20 protein-coding genes and 2 pseudogenes are annotated in these 16,708 nt (G+C 70.8%); 12 read left to right on the top strand and 10 right to left on the bottom strand.

The genetic code is table 11. The annotated features are described in order from the left end of the window. Positions 1-148: 148 nt before the first annotated feature. Positions 149-538: pseudogene (locus tag ACWGJY_RS17895) on the bottom strand (transposase); the annotation flags it as partial. A gap of 371 nt (positions 539-909) precedes the next feature. On the opposite strand from ACWGJY_RS17895, the gene ACWGJY_RS17890 reads away from it, so the two are divergent. The 5 genes from ACWGJY_RS17890 to ACWGJY_RS17870 all read left to right on the top strand — a co-directional run bounded on the left by ACWGJY_RS17890 (position 910) and on the right by ACWGJY_RS17870 (position 4,843). Then, positions 910-1,371, top strand: coding sequence for an anthrone oxygenase family protein (locus ACWGJY_RS17890; protein ID WP_453261750.1), 462 nt, complete (start codon positions 910-912; stop codon positions 1,369-1,371). Between the two features lie 163 nt (positions 1,372-1,534). Next, positions 1,535-2,359, top strand: a complete 825-nt coding sequence (locus tag ACWGJY_RS17885) for an NmrA family NAD(P)-binding protein (protein ID WP_453261749.1) — start codon at positions 1,535-1,537, stop codon at positions 2,357-2,359. A gap of 131 nt (positions 2,360-2,490) precedes the next feature. Further along, complete coding sequence (locus ACWGJY_RS17880) at positions 2,491-3,126, top strand: hemerythrin domain-containing protein (RefSeq protein WP_453261748.1); 636 nt, start codon at positions 2,491-2,493, stop codon at positions 3,124-3,126. 59 nt (positions 3,127-3,185) lie between these two features. Next, complete coding sequence (locus tag ACWGJY_RS17875; protein WP_453261747.1) at positions 3,186-3,845, top strand: anthrone oxygenase family protein; 660 nt, start codon at positions 3,186-3,188, stop codon at positions 3,843-3,845. A 5-nt stretch (positions 3,846-3,850) separates the two neighbouring features. Then, a complete protein-coding gene (locus tag ACWGJY_RS17870) occupies positions 3,851-4,843 on the top strand; it encodes an AraC family transcriptional regulator (RefSeq protein WP_453261746.1) in 993 nt (330 codons plus the stop codon). A 16-nt stretch (positions 4,844-4,859) separates the two neighbouring features. Here the strand turns inward: ACWGJY_RS17870 and ACWGJY_RS17865 are convergent, their stop codons facing one another. The 6 genes from ACWGJY_RS17865 to ACWGJY_RS17840 form a co-directional block, all read right to left on the bottom strand. Beyond that, positions 4,860-5,546, bottom strand: coding sequence for a 4'-phosphopantetheinyl transferase family protein (locus tag ACWGJY_RS17865; protein ID WP_453261745.1), 687 nt, complete (start codon positions 5,544-5,546; stop codon positions 4,860-4,862). Between the two features lie 34 nt (positions 5,547-5,580). Next, complete coding sequence (locus tag ACWGJY_RS17860) at positions 5,581-6,471, bottom strand: alpha/beta fold hydrolase (protein WP_453261744.1); 891 nt, start codon at positions 6,469-6,471, stop codon at positions 5,581-5,583. After that, positions 6,468-7,007, bottom strand: coding sequence for an SRPBCC family protein (locus ACWGJY_RS17855; protein ID WP_453261743.1), 540 nt, complete (start codon positions 7,005-7,007; stop codon positions 6,468-6,470). Before ACWGJY_RS17855 ends, ACWGJY_RS17860 begins: the two co-directional genes overlap by 4 nt. Before the next feature lie 96 nt (positions 7,008-7,103). After that, entirely contained in the window at positions 7,104-8,600 is a 1,497-nt protein-coding gene (locus ACWGJY_RS17850; RefSeq protein WP_453261742.1) for an FAD-binding protein, read from the bottom strand. A 28-nt stretch (positions 8,601-8,628) separates the two neighbouring features. Continuing rightward, positions 8,629-10,137, bottom strand: a complete 1,509-nt coding sequence (locus tag ACWGJY_RS17845; protein WP_453261741.1) for a flavin-containing monooxygenase — start codon at positions 10,135-10,137, stop codon at positions 8,629-8,631. A 5-nt stretch (positions 10,138-10,142) separates the two neighbouring features. Then, positions 10,143-11,027, bottom strand: a complete 885-nt coding sequence (locus tag ACWGJY_RS17840) for a class I SAM-dependent methyltransferase (protein WP_453261740.1) — start codon at positions 11,025-11,027, stop codon at positions 10,143-10,145. Between the two features lie 196 nt (positions 11,028-11,223). Between ACWGJY_RS17840 and ACWGJY_RS17835 the strand changes: the two genes are divergently transcribed. The 6 genes from ACWGJY_RS17835 (at position 11,224) to ACWGJY_RS17810 (ending at position 13,896) form a co-directional block, all read left to right on the top strand. Further along, on the top strand, positions 11,224-11,484 hold the full coding sequence (locus tag ACWGJY_RS17835) for a hypothetical protein (RefSeq protein WP_453261739.1): 261 nt from the start codon (positions 11,224-11,226) through the stop codon (positions 11,482-11,484). An 11-nt stretch (positions 11,485-11,495) separates the two neighbouring features. Further along, positions 11,496-11,654, top strand: a complete 159-nt coding sequence (rpmG, locus tag ACWGJY_RS17830) for a 50S ribosomal protein L33 (RefSeq protein WP_453261738.1) — start codon at positions 11,496-11,498, stop codon at positions 11,652-11,654. A gap of 60 nt (positions 11,655-11,714) precedes the next feature. Beyond that, positions 11,715-11,969, top strand: a complete 255-nt coding sequence (locus ACWGJY_RS17825) for a type B 50S ribosomal protein L31 (protein ID WP_453261737.1) — start codon at positions 11,715-11,717, stop codon at positions 11,967-11,969. After that, positions 11,969-13,120: a CobW family GTP-binding protein gene (locus ACWGJY_RS17820; RefSeq protein WP_453261736.1), complete on the top strand. Its 1,152-nt coding sequence runs from the start codon at positions 11,969-11,971 to the stop codon at positions 13,118-13,120. Before ACWGJY_RS17825 ends, ACWGJY_RS17820 begins: the two co-directional genes overlap by 1 nt. A gap of 56 nt (positions 13,121-13,176) precedes the next feature. After that, positions 13,177-13,413 (top strand): 30S ribosomal protein S18, encoded by a 237-nt coding sequence (gene rpsR / locus ACWGJY_RS17815; RefSeq protein WP_453261735.1) that lies wholly within the window; start codon positions 13,177-13,179, stop codon positions 13,411-13,413. Positions 13,414-13,647: 234 nt separating this feature from the next. Then, positions 13,648-13,896 (top strand): hypothetical protein, encoded by a 249-nt coding sequence (locus ACWGJY_RS17810; RefSeq protein ID WP_453261734.1) that lies wholly within the window; start codon positions 13,648-13,650, stop codon positions 13,894-13,896. Here the strand turns inward: ACWGJY_RS17810 and ACWGJY_RS17805 are convergent. Further along, positions 13,886-14,203: pseudogene (locus ACWGJY_RS17805) on the bottom strand (ABC transporter substrate-binding protein); the annotation flags it as partial. The gene ACWGJY_RS17810 and the pseudogene ACWGJY_RS17805 overlap by 11 nt on opposite strands. Positions 14,204-14,279: 76 nt before the next feature. Beyond that, entirely contained in the window at positions 14,280-14,870 is a 591-nt protein-coding gene (locus tag ACWGJY_RS17800) for a TetR/AcrR family transcriptional regulator (protein WP_453261733.1), read from the bottom strand. Positions 14,871-14,966: 96 nt separating this feature from the next. On the opposite strand from ACWGJY_RS17800, the gene ACWGJY_RS17795 reads away from it, so the two are divergent. Continuing rightward, positions 14,967-15,938: an alpha/beta fold hydrolase gene (locus tag ACWGJY_RS17795; protein ID WP_453261755.1), complete on the top strand. Its 972-nt coding sequence runs from the start codon at positions 14,967-14,969 to the stop codon at positions 15,936-15,938. Between the two features lie 278 nt (positions 15,939-16,216). On the opposite strand, the gene ACWGJY_RS17790 is transcribed toward ACWGJY_RS17795, so the two are convergent. Beyond that, positions 16,217-16,708 (bottom strand): ribose-5-phosphate isomerase, encoded by a 492-nt coding sequence (locus ACWGJY_RS17790; RefSeq protein WP_453261732.1) that lies wholly within the window; start codon positions 16,706-16,708, stop codon positions 16,217-16,219.

The raw sequence follows: 16,708 nt of genomic DNA, 5'->3' as shown, positions 1-16,708 counted from the left end.
AGCTACCTCGCCGGCCTCCACCTCCGCGCCTCGATGATCTGGGTCAATGACCTCCTGCAGGCAACTGATTGATCACAACCACACACAGGCCCTAGAACCCAAGAATCCCGACGGGGGTCTCATCTCTCAACAGCCCCTATGACGGGGGTCATGACTGTGCGGGCCTGACCAGGTGGAACACCTCGCGGGCGGCGTAGCGTTTGAGGCATCGGACGATTTCGCGTCGGGTTTTGCCCTCCTTGGTGCGGCGTTCGTAGTAGTCCTGGGGGCGTGGGTCGAAGCGCAGGCGGGTCTGCACGATCTGGTGGAGGGCGGCGTTGGCCTGCCGGTCGCCGCCGCGGTTGAGGCGACGGTACTGCCGAGTGCCCGAGGAGCGTTCTACGGGGCCGACCCCGCACAGCGCGGCGAAGGACGCCTCACTGTGCAGACGTTCCGGGTTGTCCCCCATCGTGATCAGCAGAGTGACGGCCGTGTCCGGGCCGATGCCCACCACAGTGAGCAGCTGCGGGGCATAGCGTTCCACGAGCCGGGCCAGGCGGGCCTTCCAAGTCCTGGATCTCCTGATCCACGCCGTACGCACAGTGTTCCCCGTCCCCACGGATTCCGGCAGGCCTGTGGACAACTCCCGCGGCTCCCGACCCGCGGGGCGCGGAAGAAGAGGGGCGCGCCGAACCGCCTGGCTCGACGGCCGGTTGGGCGCCTCTCCCGGCCGGGCTCCCGAGCCCTCCCATCCCCCTACCGACGGCAGTTCACCCTGCCAGGTGCAGGCGACGGTGGCCGTCACGGCATGTCGTGGCCGTCCGGCCTCAACGCCGCCCCGGTCGGCAGGAGGCTCGGCTCGGGAGGGGCCATGATCCGGATATCGGCAAGAGCCCTCGCCACGGCGGGAGCGGGGCCATGATGACCGGCATGTCTGATGCTCTCGTTGTATGCGCACTCGCCTGCACCGGGCTCTACGCCGGCTATCTGCTCGCCTTCCAGTCGGGGGTCATGCCCGCCTTCCGCACGCTGCCGGACGATCGCTTCACCGAGACGATGCGCGAGGTGAACCGCAAGGTGCCCGGACCGCTGTTCCTGCTGCTCTTTCTCGGATCGGTCGGTCTGCCGACGGCCTCCTGGTTCGTCGCCCCGGAAGGCCGGGACGACGGCGCGCAGCTGCTTGTGGCCGTCGCCGCGGGCTGCGCGGCGGTCGGCCACCTGGTGACCGCCGCGGGCAACGTCCCGCTGAACAGCGCACTGGAGGCGGCCCGCGACCGCGGCGGCCAGCAAGCGGCCCGGCAGGCGTTCGAGGGCCGCTGGAACGCCCTGCACGCCGTACGGACGCTGTTCGCCGTCGTCGCCTTCGTCCTGATGTCAGCCTCCACCCTCTGACTCGTCGTCCGGTCCCGCCCCCCGAGGCCGGACGGACAGTTCTGGGCCCGGACCGACGGTTCTGGGCCCGGCTTACGCCATCGGCTCCGAGGTGAGACGGATGCGTATGCATCTGAGTCTCTTTCTGGTGTTGCGTCCAGACTCCGCAGACTTCAATGCATGCATGACTACTCACGAGCAGACCGTCCCCCTTCTCGTCATCGGCGGCACGGGCAAGACCGGGCGACGCGTCGCCGAGCGGCTGACGGGCCTCGGCCGCTCCGTCCGCATCGGATCGCGCTCCGCCGAGATCCCGTTCGTCTGGGAGGACAAGGGGACCTGGGCCGCCGCCCTGGACGGCGTAGGCGCGGCCTATGTCGCCTACTACCCCGACCTCGCCTTCCCCGGGGCCCGGGAGACGATCGAGGAGTTCGCCGCCTTCGCCGTCGCCCGCGGCGTCCGGCATCTCGTGCTGCTGTCCGGCCGCGGGGAGGAGGGCGCCGTCGCCAGCGAGGAGGCCCTCAAGGCCGCCGGCGGCGACTGGACGATCGTGCGGGCCAACTGGTTCAACCAGAACTTCAGCGAGAGCTTCTTCCTGGACCCCGTACGCGCCGGTGAGCTGGCGCTGCCCACCGGCGACGCCGTCGAGCCGTTCGTGGACGCCGACGACATCGCCGATGTGGCCGTCGCCGCCCTCACCGACGACCGGCACATCGGGAAGACCTACGAGCTCTCCGGCCCCCAGCTGCTGAGCTTCCACGACGTGGCCCGGGAACTGTCCGCGGCCACCGGCCGGACCCTCGCCTACGTCCCCGTCACCATCGACGACTACCGTGCGGCGCTGCGGGAGTTGGGCGAGCCGGAGGAGTTCGCCGATCTGTTCACGCTCATCGTGGACGGACGCAACGCCAGCGTGGTGCACGGCGTGCGCGAGGCGCTGGGGCGCGAGCCCAAGGACTTCTCCCAGTACGCCAAGGAGGCCGCGGCCTCCGGGGTCTGGGACGTCTGAGACCAGCCGCCGGTCCGCCCCGCCGGCCCGAGCGCGTGGGGCCGCGGGCGGACCGGCCGTTCGACGACCTGACACGACACCGATCCAGGCCGGCACCCGGGGGCGTCCGGCGAACCGGAAGAAGAGGGGCCATGGACGGAGCATTGTGGGACGGGCGCGGGGCGGAGGCGTTACCCCGCTACCTGAGAGGATTCGCGCAGACTCATCTCGCGCTGCGGAGGGACTCGCGGCGCCTGCGGTCGGCTGCTGCGCTGCTCACGCCGGCCGGCATGCCGGCGGCGGCCCACTGGTGGCGGCAACTGCGCGGGATCATCGAATGGCACCACCGTACCGAGGACGACATCCTCTGGCCCGGTCTGATGCCGCACGTGCCCGAAGTCACCGCGGCCGCCCATCGCCTGATCCAGGACCATGTCGCCCTCGACGACATGATGCTGCGGGTGACCGAGGCGATGGACAGCGGTCTGGCGGACCGACTGGCCGGGGCAGCGGCCGACTTCGACGAGATCATGCACAGGCACCTCCAGGAGGAGGAGGCGGTCTCCTTCCCCGTCTTCGACAAGGTGCCGGGACCGGTGTTCACCGCCCTGGAACGCAGCGTCCTGGTCGCGGCGCCGCTGCGCGTCAAACGGGTGCTGCCGCCCTGGCTGCTGGACGGGCTACCCGCCCCGGCGGGCGTCATGCCCGCGCCGGTGCGCTTGCTCGGCCGCGCCGTGCTGGAGAACGGCTACCGCCGTTCGGTCGCGGCGATCCTGGAGCCACGGTGAACTCCGCGCCGGGCGGGGGCGGCCGTCCGCCGGCACACGCAGCCGACCGGAGGAGCACCATGCCGCCACGAAAGGACCTGGCCGGCACCGGAGCCGCTCCCCGCACCCGGCTTGAGCCCGCACTGCTCGCGGCGACATCGGGCACCACCGCGATGGCGTGCCTCTACCTGGCGTTCGACGTCGGCGTCATGCCAGTCCTGGCCCGCCGCGGGGACGCCCACTTCGTCTCCGCGATGCGGCGTATGAACGCCCGGCTGGACGACAACGCCCCGTTCGGCGCGTTCTTCCTCGGAGTGTTCGTCGCCGGCGGGCTGGCCGCCCGTCGGTTGCGCCGGGCGGGAGAGGAGGGCCCGGCGCAACAGGTGCGTGCCGCGACGGCGCTGTACGGCGCCAGCATGGTGGTCACCGCGGCGGTGAACCTCCCGCTCAACCGCCGGCTGGCCGGGGCGCCGACCGTTGATCCCGTCGGTCTGCACCGGGCCCGCCGTGCGTACGAGCGCCCGTGGCGCACCGCCAACGCGGTCCGCACTGGGCTGACCCTGTGCGCCCTGGGGCTGCTGCGCCGTACTGTGCGCCCACCGGAACAACGGCCCGGCGCGGGGCGCCGGTCGGGCCCCGTACCGGACCGGGAAGGGGGCCCGCATGACGGGGGCCGCCTATGGGGAGGTCTGCTCCTGAGTCACCGGGCCCGCCCCCAGGACGAGGACAGGGAGAGGTGAAAGCCGTGGACACACTCAGCGGCCTGCTGCAGAGCCCGAAGGCGCGCGGCGCGTTCCTGCTGAAGTCGGTGTTCAACCCCCCGTGGGGCCTGCGCATCGAGGACCGCGCGCCGCTGTCGCTGGTGACGATGCTGCACGGGTCGGCCTGGGTGCTGCGGGACGGCGGGGAGCCGGCGCGCCTCGCCCCTGGGGACGTCGCGGTGCTGCGCGGCCCCGAGGCGTACACCCTCACCGACGACCCGGATTCGCCGCCCGGCATCGTCGTCGGGCCCGAGCAGAGGTGCAGCACCTCCTCCGGCGAGGACGTCACCGATGCCATGTCACTCGGCGTACGGACCTGGGGTGAGGCACGGCGCACCGGGTCCACCGTGATGCTCAGCGGCACCTACCAGGCGCCCGGCGAGCTGGGGCGGCGCCTGCTGTCGAGCCTGCCCGCCCTGCTGGTGCAGCCGGCCTCCGCCGCCCGCACCCCGCTGATCGCCATGCTCGCCGGGGAGGTGGACAAGGAGGAGATCGGCCAGGAGGTGGTGCTGGACCGGCTGCTGGACCTGTTGCTGATCAACGTGGTGCGGTCCTGGCTGGTGGAGCCCGGCGCCGGTGCGCCCCCGTGGGTGCGGGCGCAGAGCGATCCGGTGGTCGGCTGGGCGCTGCGGTTGCTGCACGAGCGGCCCAGTGAGCCGTGGACGGTGGCCTCGCTGGCCTCCGCCGTCGGTGTCTCCCGTGCCGGACTGGCCCGGCACTTCACCGAGCAGGTCGGCGAGCCGCCGATGTCCTACCTGACCGGGTGGCGGCTCACGCTCGCCGCGGACCTGCTGCGCGAGCCGGACCTGACGGTCGCCACGGTCGCGCACCGGGTGGGCTACTCCGGCGCATTCGCGCTGAGCGCCGCGTTCAAGCGGGAACGGGGCGTGAGCCCCCAGGAGTTCCGCAAGGGCCTGCGCTCGGCCGAGCCTCTACCCGGCCGCCCCGCCATGGGTACCGTCGTCCTGGAGCGCTGAACCGGGCGCGCAGCGGTCACCAGCGGCCGGTGACGGCCGTGAGGAGCAGTCCCGAACCGGCGGCCCAGCGGCCAAAGTAGCGCCCGCCGGCCTCGTTCGACGCCGCGGGCCGCACCCGCGCGCGCAGGGGGCCCGTCACCAGGTCGTCGTCGGCAGCCGGGCCGCTCGGTGACGGGGCCGGGGCGAGCGTGACCTCGACGTCGGCGCAGCCGATCCATCGGCCGCTGACCGGGTGCCAGGCCTTGTAGACGGCTTCCTTGGCGCTGAACAGCAATCGGTCCCACGGCACGCCGGGTGAGTGTGCCGCCAGCTGTGTCAGGGAGCGGCGCTCGGCCGGCGAGGCGACCAGACCGAGCACGCCGTGCGGCAGGGGGAGGGCGGGCTCGGCGTCGATGCCGAGCGCTTCCACGGCCGTGCCGGGCGCGGCGACCGCGCCTCGGTAGCCGTCGCAGTGGGTGATGCTGCCGATCAGCCCGGCGGGCCACGCCGGGGCGCCGGACGGGGTACGCAACAGCGGTCCCTCGGGCGCCCCCAGGGCGTCCAGGCAGCTTCGCGCGCACGCCCGTGCGGCGGCGAACTGCCGCACGACGCGCTCCGGGCGGCCGCGGACCAAGGCCATCTCCCGGTGGTCCGGCACACCGGGGAGTGCGTCGTCGAAGGCTTCGGACCAGGCGACCCCGGCCGGCAGCAGTCGCTCGATCACGCCGCGGCCTGACGGGGTGGCGGGGGCGTCGTCCTCATCGCGGCTCCAGCGCCTCCCCCGTGTCCTGCGGGAGCCGGCCGGTGGGCCGGCCCCCGGCCTGTCGCGTGACCTCCTCGATCGCGCGGGAGACCGCCCTCGGGTGTTCCAGTGGCAGGAGATGTCCGGCGCCGGGCAGCGAGGTGAAGCGGGCGCGGGGAAGGGCATCGGCCGTCTCACGGCCCAGTCGGGGAGCGATGATCTTGTCGGCACCGCCCGCCAGGACCTCCACCGGTACGCGCACCGCGGCCAGGTCCTCGCGCAGGTCCATCCCCCGTGACGAGCGGAAGCACTCCGCGCGGACCTCGGGGCGGGTCGCGGCGAACAGCTCCCGGTTGACCTCGCGCAGCCGGGGATGCAGCGCCGTCCCGGTCATCTGGCGCAGCAGCAGCCGCCCCGGCCCGCCGCTGCGCAGCGCGCGGGAGAACAGCGGCGCGCCCATCATCCGCGCCTCCTTCTCCGGCGTGTCCTGGCCGTGCGCGGCTGTGGCGACCAGCACCAGGCCCACCGGACGGGCACCGGGGTCGTCCGCGACCGCCTGGGCCAGCGCGGCGAAACCGCCGCCGGAGTGGCCCGCCACCACGGCCGCACCGCCCGCGTACCGGAGGACGGTTGCCAGGTCGGCGCGCATCGCCTCCGCGGTGATGCCGTCGTCGCCGACAGTCGAGGCGCCGTGGCCGCGCAGGTCGTAGGAGAGGACCGTGTGGCCCGAACGGATCAGGCCGTCCGCCACGCTGCCCCACACACGGCGGCTCCCGCCCCAGCCGTGGGCGAGCACGACGGGCGGCCCGACTGCCGCAGGCCCTTTCAGCGGTGTCAAGCACGAGACCGCCAGTCGTGCGCCGTCGTCGCCGCGCAGGTATGTCTCACCCGCTGTGGGCGCGATCACCGGGAGTCCTCCGGCAGCCGCTCGCCGCCGACGGCGGTCTCCACCGCTCGTCCGCCGACGGCGGGGCGCGGGGAGGTGGACAGCCGGGCGTTCAGGCGGGCGAAGGCCGCGCGGGTGGCGCGGCTGTGCTGCGCGCCGACGTCCACCAGCCGGGCGAGCAGCGCGAATCCGCCGTGCGGCCGGGCGCGGAAGCGCAGGGCCAGCCGGGTGCCGCCGTCCTCCAGCGGGCCCACGGTGAACTCCGCCGAGCCGCGGAAGGCGCCGTGGACGTAGGCGAGGACGAGCCGGCGGCCGGGCTCGACGGCCGTGGTGCGCGCCGTGAACCTGATCTTCGGCCCACCCTTGTCGACGCCCTTGGTGTGCACGGTGACCAGTGTCGTGCCGCCCACCTCGGCGGCGGTGCCCCGTCCCGGCTCGAACGTGTTGTCAGGCACCCACCATTGCGCGGCGCCGCCGAACTCCGAGATCAGCGCGTCCCACACGCGGTCCGGCCCGGCTTCGAGCAGGGCCTCGTCGAGCAGGTCGTAGCGGTCCATCAGAAGTTCCTCCTCACGTGTTCGTCGCTGCAAGGCCGCCGGTGCGGGCGGCGCCGGCGGCCTTGCAGCGGGGTCGTGATCAACGTCATGGGCCGCTCAGCCGAAGAACCCCTGCCCCGGGGTGAGGACGTTGCCGGGGTCGTAGGTCTGCTTCGCCCGCGACAGCTCCTCGTACACCGGCCCGAAGTGCCGCCGCCAGTCGGTGGCGGTCATCCGGGGGACGGCGCCCACGAGGTAGCGCTTGGCGCCCAGCTCGACGGCCTTGTCGTAGAACCAGCGGTTCTGGTCGACCAGGCGCTGTATGTCGGGGGTGCCCGGGTCGGGGAAGCGCAGCAGGTCGAACAGGTAGCCCGTCGGGCCCTGGGGCTGCACGGCCATCGGCACGGTCACCTTGCCGATCTGGTACGGGTAGGTGAGCACCAAACCCGCGCCCACTCCCTCGAGCGTCAGCTCCTTCTCCACCAGTTGTAGGAAGGCGGCCGCCTGGGACTGCGGGAGGAAGAGGCTCAGCCACGGCTTCGGCGCATACCAGTGGCCGCCTTTCTTGAGAGCCGCCTCGAAGGCGTCGAGCCGGAAGAGGTAGTCGCGGATCGCGCAGTCCTCGATGACGGCCTCGGCCCGTATGTCCTTCAGCCCGCTGAGGAGTTTGTTCCGGTCCGGGGTGCGGCCGCCCGAGTAGGTGGCGACGGCCTCGATCTTGTAGCGCCAGCCGGAGTTGTCCCGGCGCCGGATCATCTCACCCCCCTGGAGCTGGAAGCGGCGGTCGGCCAGCAACTTCTCGGAGTCCGCCATGAAGGAGTGCACGTCCGGGTAGAAGAGGCTGAACACGGTGGCCCGCTCAGCGGCTGCCACCGTAGGCAGCGTCACCTGGACGATGACGCCGGCCTGCCCGCCGCCCGCGAGCGCGGCGCGGAAGAGGTCCGGGCGGGCGGTGGGGGAGGTGGTAACCACCTCCCCGGTGCCGGTGACGACCACCATCGAGCGCACATTGTCAGCGATCAGGCCCTGGGCGCCCATGGCCAGGCCGATGCCCCCGACGCTGAGCGTGCCGCCCACCGACAGTGGCAGGTAGTCCGGCAGGGTCGGCAGCATCCGGCCCTTGGGCAGCAGGTGGTCGGTGATCTGAGCCCACGTCACGCCCGCTTCGACGGTCACGGTGTCCGAGCCGGTGGACAGGATGCGCGACATGCCCTTCGCATCGACGGCGATGCCGCCGGTGACCGCGGCCTGGCCGTAGCAGGAGTGGGACTCCAGATCCTTGCCGGTTCCACTGCGGCCGTTGACGGCCAGCTTGAGTTTGTTGTCACGGGCGTAGCGGATCATCGTGGAGATGTCATTGACCGATCCGGGGGTGAGCACCGCCCAGGGACGGGTGCCCTTCACCAGCCCGCCGAAGTCATGGGCATACGGCTCCAGTTGGCCGGCATCGGTAATGAGCGTGCCGTCCAGGTCGGGGACGCCGACGATCCGGTCGCCAGGGCGACGGTCCGCAGCGGTGGCCCAGCCGGCGGTGGCGGCGTTCCAGCCCACCACGGTGGCGGCGGCACCCAGGGTGCCCAACACCGCTCTGCGTGAGGGCCTTTGCAGGTTCATCGTGGACAGCTCCGTCTCTGTACGGTCGTCAGGAGGCACCGGTCAGTGCCGACCGCAGGTCTTCGCTGGTGGTGAGCTGGTGCTCGGCGAGGGAGAAGCTGCGGGTGGCGCGGCGGAAGCGCCAGGTGTAGGTGGGCCAGATGGAGGGGTTGCGGCCGCTCTCGTCCAGGTACCAGCTGCGGCAGTTCCCGGCGTTCCAGACGGTGCCCTCCAGGCGCTCGTCCAGCTCCGCGTTCCAGGCACGCTGCGCCTCGGGCCGGACCTCCACGCTGGCCAGTCGGCGCTGCTCCATCTTCCGCAGGGCGTCCAGCAGGTAGGCGATCTGCGCCTCGATCATGACCACCTGAGAGGAGTGGCCGAGCGTGGTGTTCGGCCCGAGCAGCATGAACAGGTTGGGGAATCCGGCGACGGTGGTGCCGCGGTGGGCGCTCATGCCCTCGTCCCACACCTCCGCCAGCGTCCTCCCCTCGCGACCGGTGATCCGCCTGGCCACCGGCCGGCGCACGGCCTCGAAGCCAGTGCCCAGGATGATGGCGTCCACCGGCCGCTCCGTGCCGTCCTGACCGACCACCGCGTCGGCGGTGATCTTGGAGATGCCGGAGGTGACGATCTCTACGTTGGGTTGCTGGATCGCCGGGTAGTACGTGTTGGAGAACAGCAGACGCTTGCACGCCAACACATAGTCCGGGGTCAGCCTGGCGCGCAGCTCCGAGTCCGGCACGCTCTTGAGCAGATGGTCGGAGGCCATCTTCTGCATCTTCGACGCGACCGCGGGCCGGGCCATGACGAACGCCAGGACCTCGCGGCCCCACATGTTGACGTCGCGCCGGAAGCGCTGATAGCCGGGCACCGAGGTCAACATCCACGTCTGAAGCGCGCTGTTGGCCTTGTCGTTCTTCGGGCCGATCCACGGCGGGGTGCGCTGGTAGAGGTCCAGGTGGCCCACCTGCGGCTGGATCGCCGGCACGAACTGGATCGCCGAGGCGCCGGTACCGACGACCGCGACCCGCTTGCCGGTGAGGTCGTAGTCGTGGCGCCAGCGGGCCGAGTGGAAGACCTCGCCCTGGAAGTCGGCCAGTCCGGGGGTGTCGGGGACGACCGGCTCGCTCAGGTAGCCGGTGCCGGTCACCAGCACCCGCGCGGTGTAGTCACCGCCCGTGGTGGACAGCAACCACCGCTTGCGCCGGTCGTCCCAGCGCGCAGAGGCCAGCTCGTGCCGGAAGCGGATCTTCGAACGGACCCCGAACCGGTCGGCGCAGTCACGGAGGTACTTCTGGAGCTCCGCCTGCTTGCCGAAGGTACTCTTCCAGCGCGGGTTGCGCGCGAAGGAGAAGGAGTACAGGTGCGACATCACGTCGCAGGCGCAGCCCGGGTAGGTGTTGTCGCGCCAGGTGCCGCCCACCTCATCGGCCCGCTCGAACACCAGGAAGTCGTCGATGCCCTGCTGTTGCAGCCGGATTGCGGTGCCGAGGCCGGAGAAGCCGCTGCCGATCACCGCCACCCGCAAGTCGCGGGCGCCATCGGTCGTCCTCGTCACGCCGCTCACCCCTTGCGGGCCAGGACGACCCGGAAGTTGTTGAAGAAGCGGTCCTCCAAGGTGTAGGCGAAGATGTCGAGGTAGCGCTCGAAGCGTGCCACCACTTCCTCGCTCTCCAGCCCGACCGCCTCCGCACGGCGCTCGGCCAGCCGCGCCAGCCAGGCACGGCAGGCGCGGGCGAAGGATTCACGCTCATTGACCAGCTCGACGACCTCGAACAGCCCCTCGGCCGCCGCGGTCAGCTCATGCAGGTGCGGGATGTGCATCCCGGTGAACTCCGAGCGCTGAAGGAACTTCAGGTCGGCCAGGATCTCCCGGCCGATCGGCTGCGCCTCGGCGGTCATCGTGTGCAGCACGAACCGCCCGTCCGTCTTCAGCGCCTCGTGCACCCGCTGGAAGAAGAAGCGGTAGCGCTTCGTCCGCTCCCGCGGTGCCAGGCTGGACGGCACGAAATGTTCAAGGGCGTTGACGCAGAAGGCCGCGTCGTAGGCGCCGGGGTTGCTGTGCGCCGACCAGCTCTCGACGCACGTGGTGATCGAGGGGTTGTCCAGCCCGTCGATGTATCGTTCCTGGGTGCGACTGAGGGTAAGCCCGACCGCCTCCTTCACCCCGTGCCGACGGGTCAGGCGGTCGGTGAGGGTGCCCCAGCCGCAGCCGATGTCCAGGACGCGCTCCTTGCCGGCGGCGCGGGCGAGGCGCGCGAAGACGTCCAGCTTGCGCTCCTGCGCGGTGTCCAGTGCGCCGACCAGGTCCTCGCCGGGCTCCCAGTAGCCGCCGCTGTACATCATGCTGGGGCCCAGCAGCAGGCGGTAGAAGTCGTTACTCACCTCGTAGTGGTGGCGGACCGCGTGCACTTCGGGTTCCGCGGTACGGGTGACAGCCGTGGCCATCCTCGCCCTCCCTCGCGACGTCGTCCGGAGGGCGCCGCGACCGGCGCCGTCCGCTCCTGTTGTCGTGCTCTGGACGAGCCAATCCCCTCGGCGCAAACTCTCCGCAACATCGCGCTGTGGCGCCTGTGTTGCGGCGCGCTTGCGAGCGGGGGCTTGCATGCCTAAGGACTGTCCGCCGACGAGAGAGGACCCAGCCATGGCACTGCCCACCGTCGAGGAACTCGCACAGCAGCTCGCCGCCGTTTCGGGCGCCGACGAGGTGACCCCCGACGCCCCGATCCAGCACCTCGCCGACGTGGACTCGCTGGATCTGATGGAGTGGCTGTACAACTTCCAGAACCAGTACCCGGACATCCCCGCCGACGAGTCGCTCTTCGCCGAACTGGACGACACCACCACCATGCGGGACGTCCACGCGAAGCTTGAGCAGCTCGCGCCCCAGCCGGCCGAGCGCTGACGGCCGCCGGGATGAACGGATTCGACATCGCCGGCTGGGGCACCGCCCTGCCCGCGACCGGCTACACCTGCGTCACCCGCAAGAACCGGCGAAACGACCCTGACCGGATGGTCCTGCGCACATACGACCCGGTGGTCGGCCGGCACGTCGGCTTCCGCGAAGAACGCTGACCCCGAACCCCGACCCCGAACGCTGACCCACGAGCTGAATTCACAGACAGGAACACCGACATGAAACCCGGCATCCACCCCACCTACCGGCCCGTCGTCTTCCGCGACAAGGCGGCCGATTTTGCCTTCCTCACCCGGTCGACCGCGACCAGCGACAAGACCATCGAGTGGGAGGACGGCAACACCTACCCCGTCATCGACGTGGAGATCTCGTCGCAAAGCCACCCCTTCTACACCGGGACGGCCCGCGTACTCGACACGGCCGGCCGCGTCGAGCGCTTCGAGCGGCGGTACGCCCGGCGCGGGGCACGCTGATGACGAAGAACGGCAGGCTCCCCGTCGTCCTCGTCGGCGGGCTGCACTCCGAAGCCCGCGAGCAGGTCGTGCTGCGGCTGCTGCACACCGTGCGTGGCAGTGTCGCGCTCCACCACGACCTCTCCACGACGGACGGCACGGTACGTCGCACGGTGCGGGACGCCTCGGGCGAGCTGTCCTCCGGCGAGGCACCCCTCGTCTACGACTGTGCGTGCTGCGCCCTGCGCGAGGACCTGGTGCCCGAGCTCCAACGGCTGGCCGACAGCGGTCTGCACCGGCTGGCGGTGGTCGAACTCTGGGACTCCGTCGAGCCCCGGGCGATGGCCGAGGTCATCGCGGCGCACGGCGGCGAGTCGCTGATGCTCTCCAACGTGATGACTGCGGTCGACCCCGCGCTCGTGCTGCCCTACCTCGCCAATGGGGACGACCTGGCGAAGGCGGGACTCGCGGCGGCCGCAACCGATCAGCGGACCATCGGGGACACCTGGGCGCGCCAGCTGGAGTACGCCCCCGTGCTCGCGCTCGTCGACGGAGCGGAGGCGGACGACGAGGACCGTGCGGTCCTCACGCAGCTGCACCCGACGGCACGCCATGTGCCCGTGACCTCACGACAGCTCGCGGAGGCCGCGTTCGCCGGATTCGACGTCGAGGCGGCCGCCGCCGCCCAGCACCCCGCCTGCGCACTGCTCCCACAGGAAGCGGAGGAGTCGGGAGTCGCCACCCTGGTGTGGCACCGCCGGCGCCCCTTCCATCCGGAACGGCTCTACCAGGCGCTGGAAGACCTGGCCTGCGCGGCCGTTCGCAGCCGTGGCCGGTTCTGGCTCGCCGACCGCCCCGACACCCTGCTGTCCTGGGACGCCGCGGGCGGCGCACTGTGCGTGGAGAACGCCAGCCCGTGGCTCGCGTCGCTCCCGGACGCCGCCTGGGACATGATTCTCCCGATGCGCCGAGCGGCCGCCGCCGTCGACTGGCATCCCGAACACGGCGACTGCTGCCAGCACCTGGTCTTCACCGCACCCGGCCTGGACCGCGAAGGGCTGGAGCGGCTGCTCGACTCCTGCCTGCTGACGGAGGACGAGTTCGCCGACGGACGTGAGGCATGGAAGCGCCTCCCGGCATCCTTCGACACCCTCCTCGCCCCCGTCTCCTGAGCACCCGACGCCCCAGCTCTTCCCCCGCACCGACCCGACCGAGAAAAGGAAGTGCCATGGCCCGCCGCCCCGATCCCCGCACGCCCGTCAAGTCGCGCCCCAACCCGCTGGACCAGGCCGGTATCACCTACATCGACTACAAGGACAACGACCTGCTGCGGAAGTTCCTCTCGGACCGCGGCAAGATCCGCAGCCGACGCGTCACCCGGGTCACCGCGCAACAGCAGCGACAGCTTGCCCGCGCGATCAAAAACGCCCGCGAGATGGCGCTGCTCCCGTACGCCGCCAAGTAGTGCGGTCCCGCTGCCCTACGGATCTACCCCGAAGAGCGGCCGCCGCGTCGAGCGGCGGCGCTCCCGGGGTCGCGTCATTCCCGACCACCTGCCGCGCTGCCAGAGCGGCCAGAGCGGCCAGAGCGGCAACTCCACGACGGAACAGTCCGCATCGATTCGATTCAGGGAGTGCAACAAAATTCCCGCGCGCGCGGGAATTTCATCTCTGCTGTAGGAACATTCCGATGAGATCCAGTGGTCGTCCCAGTGGCCATGGTGAGCCGCGTGGCGGTGGCCGTCGTGCACCTAGTCGATGTGACCGCCATGCGGCACCGCTACATGCCCGCAGCCTTCCCCATGCGCATGGTCATGACCGGAATGCTCCTGGTGCCCGCCCGGCTCGCACTCGTCCGCAGACTCTTCCTGGCGGGATCCCTGGCTCAGCGCTGCGGGACCGCGTCCGGCAGGACACGGTCCCGCAGATGCCGGACGGTCAGCTCTTGAGTGTGCGCAGGTACTTCGCGAACTTCTCCAGGCCGTCGATGTTGGGTGGCCCGCTGATTCCCTCGTTGTGGTCGAGGAGGAAGAAGTTGTTCTTCTTGACGGTGGGAAATTCCTTCGTGTGGGGAGAATTCTTCAGGAAGTCGATCTTCTTTTTGGCGGGCTGGTCGCCGTAGTCGAGGATCATGATGACTTCGGGCTCGGACTTGGCCACGGCCTCCCAGTTCACCTGGGTCCAGCGCTGGTCGAGGCCGTCGAAGACGTTCTTGCCGCCTGCGGTCTTGATGATGTCGTTGGGCGGGACCTGATCGGGGCCCTGACGCGCACCCTGACGCACGGCGGGTTCTGCTCAGACAGACGGCGAAGTCCGCTTCGCCGGACAAATCTCAGTCGCTCGTGCCGAGAGTCTGCGCAAGTGCGTCGAGGGTCACCTCGACGATGGCGCGCAGCTGCTCCGCGCTCGTTCCGGCTCTGCTCATGACGGCGAGGGACTGGTTCACGGCCGCAAGGTGGGTCGCGAAGTACTCGGCCGCCTCGTCGTGCAGCCGGCCGGCCTTCAGCGCGGCGCGTAGCCGGGTGTGCTGGAAGCCGATCGCCTCCCGTGCACGCGCCGCGACGCTCGCGCTCAGCACTGGGGCCGCCATGACGGTTTGGGCCACCAGGCATCCGTCGGGCAGACCGGGGTCCGCGATGCGTTCCAGGGTGATGTCGAAGAATGCCCGCGCGGCTGCCAGAGGCCGGTCGGCGGCGCAGGACAACGCGGCGTCGTACTTGTCTCCGTAGCGCGTGGTGTAGCGCTCCAGGCAGCGCATGAAGAGCGTGTCCTTGTCGCCGAGGGAGGAGTAGATGGAGCTGCGGTTGAGCCCGGTCGCCCGGGACAGGTCGTCCACCGACGTGTCCGCGTAGCCGGCCCGCCAGAACTGGATCATCGCGGCATCGAGCGCCGTGGCGATGTCGAACCGCTTCTTGCCTGCCATGCCGGCACCTCCCTCCTGCTCTGCCTTCTTTTAGTGGAGACCATCATCCCATCTTGAACTAATCAGTTCAAGATGGATTAGGGTGGAGGCATGATCATGGCCGGATACCCCGCAAACCTCACAGCGCAGCGACACGCGCACGCCCCCGCAAGCACCCCCCGCGACGCCGGCAACCCGGTCCGCGACCTGCCGCTGCCCGACCTGGCCGGTTTCACCCACCGTTGGGTCGACGCGGGCGGCGTCCGGCTTCACGCGGTTGAAGGCGGTCAGCCGGACGGTCCAGCCATCGTGCTGCTCGCCGGGTTCCCTCAGACCTGGTGGGCATGGCGCAAGGTGATGCCGAACCTGGCCGACCGATTCCAAGTCATCGCGATCGACCTGCCGGGCCAGGGCCACTCCGAACGCCCGGACATCAGCTACGACACGCACACGGCCGCTGCGCACGTCCACGCCGCGGTCAAGGCGCTCGGAGTCTCGACATACTGGCTGGTCGCCCACGACATCGGCGCGTGGGTCGCCTTTTCCCTCGCCTTGAAGTACCAGAGCCAGCTGCGTGGCCTGGCACTGCTCGACGCCGGCATCCCGGGCATCACACTCCCTGACGCCATCCCGACCGACCCCGAGCAGGCGTGGAAGACCTGGCACTTCGCCTTCCACCTCGTGCCCGACCTGCCCGAGACACTGCTCGCCGGCCGCGAACGGGAGTACGTCGGCTGGTTCCTGAAGGTAAAGGCCCTCTCCTCCGACACCTTCGACGACGCCGAAATTGAGCAATACGCCGCGTCCGTGGCCGCCGGCGGCGGTCTCCGCGCATCCCTGGCCTACTACCGGGACGCCGCCGAGTCGGCGCAGAAGAACCACGAAGCGCTGGAACAACAGCGCCTGACGGTCCCGATCCTTGGGATCTCCAGCAGCCACGGCTCCATCCCCGACATGGCAGCTTCCATCAGGCCGTGGGCCGACCACGCCACCGGGATCGTCGTGCCGGACGCAGGACACTTCATCCCCGATGAACAGCCCGATGCCGTCGCTGCCGCGCTGACCGACTTCATCACCGAAGACGATTGAGACCGGGCAGAAGCCAGTGTGAGGACCGGCACCCGTGCCCGGCGTAGGTGCCGCGCGTCTCTGCGGCGGCCATGTTCAGGGCGCTGAGGAAGCCGCGTGGCGTCCGGACGCGGCAGACCCTGCCGGGATGCACTGGACGTCGTCGCCAACAAGCCGCTCGGCAGAGCCACTTGAGAGGGCCGGCGACGTGCCGCAAGCGTCCACCGGCGCGGCCCGGGTCGTCCAGCCGGACCGGCGTCCCGGCGTACCGGCCTTGGCGAGGCGCTGGATCATGCCGTTCACGGACGCGCTTGTTTCGTCTGCTCGTAGGTGCCGATCGCGGCGACCTTCTCGGCGGATGCGGACTGCTCGTCGAAGTGCTGGTCGAGCCATTCGTCGACGAGGGTGCGGGCCAGTTCCAGGCCGATGACACGCTGCCCGAAACAGAGGATCTGCGCATTGTTGCTGAGGACCGAGCGGCGTACGGAGTAGCTGTCGTGGGCGGTGACGGCGCGGATGCCGGTGACCTTGTTGGCGCTGATGGCCACGCCCAGTCCGGTGCCGCAGACGAGCAGCGCGCGGTCGGCGCCGCCCTCGGCGACGAGGCGGGCCGCGTCGACGGCCACGTGCGGGTAGGCGGTGTGCTCGTCCGCACGGACGCCGACGTCGGTGACCTCGGCGACGCGGGGGTCGGCGGTGAGGTCGCGCTTGAGGGCTTCCTTGTACTCCAGACCGGCGTCGTCACTGCCCACGACGAGGCGGAGCGGAGGGCGAGGGGTCGCGGTGGTCAT

This window comes from Streptomyces sp. NPDC054765, from assembly GCF_053612065.1.
Note: the sequence above shows the minus strand (reverse complement) of the source record. Positions and strands in the feature narration are given on the sequence as shown.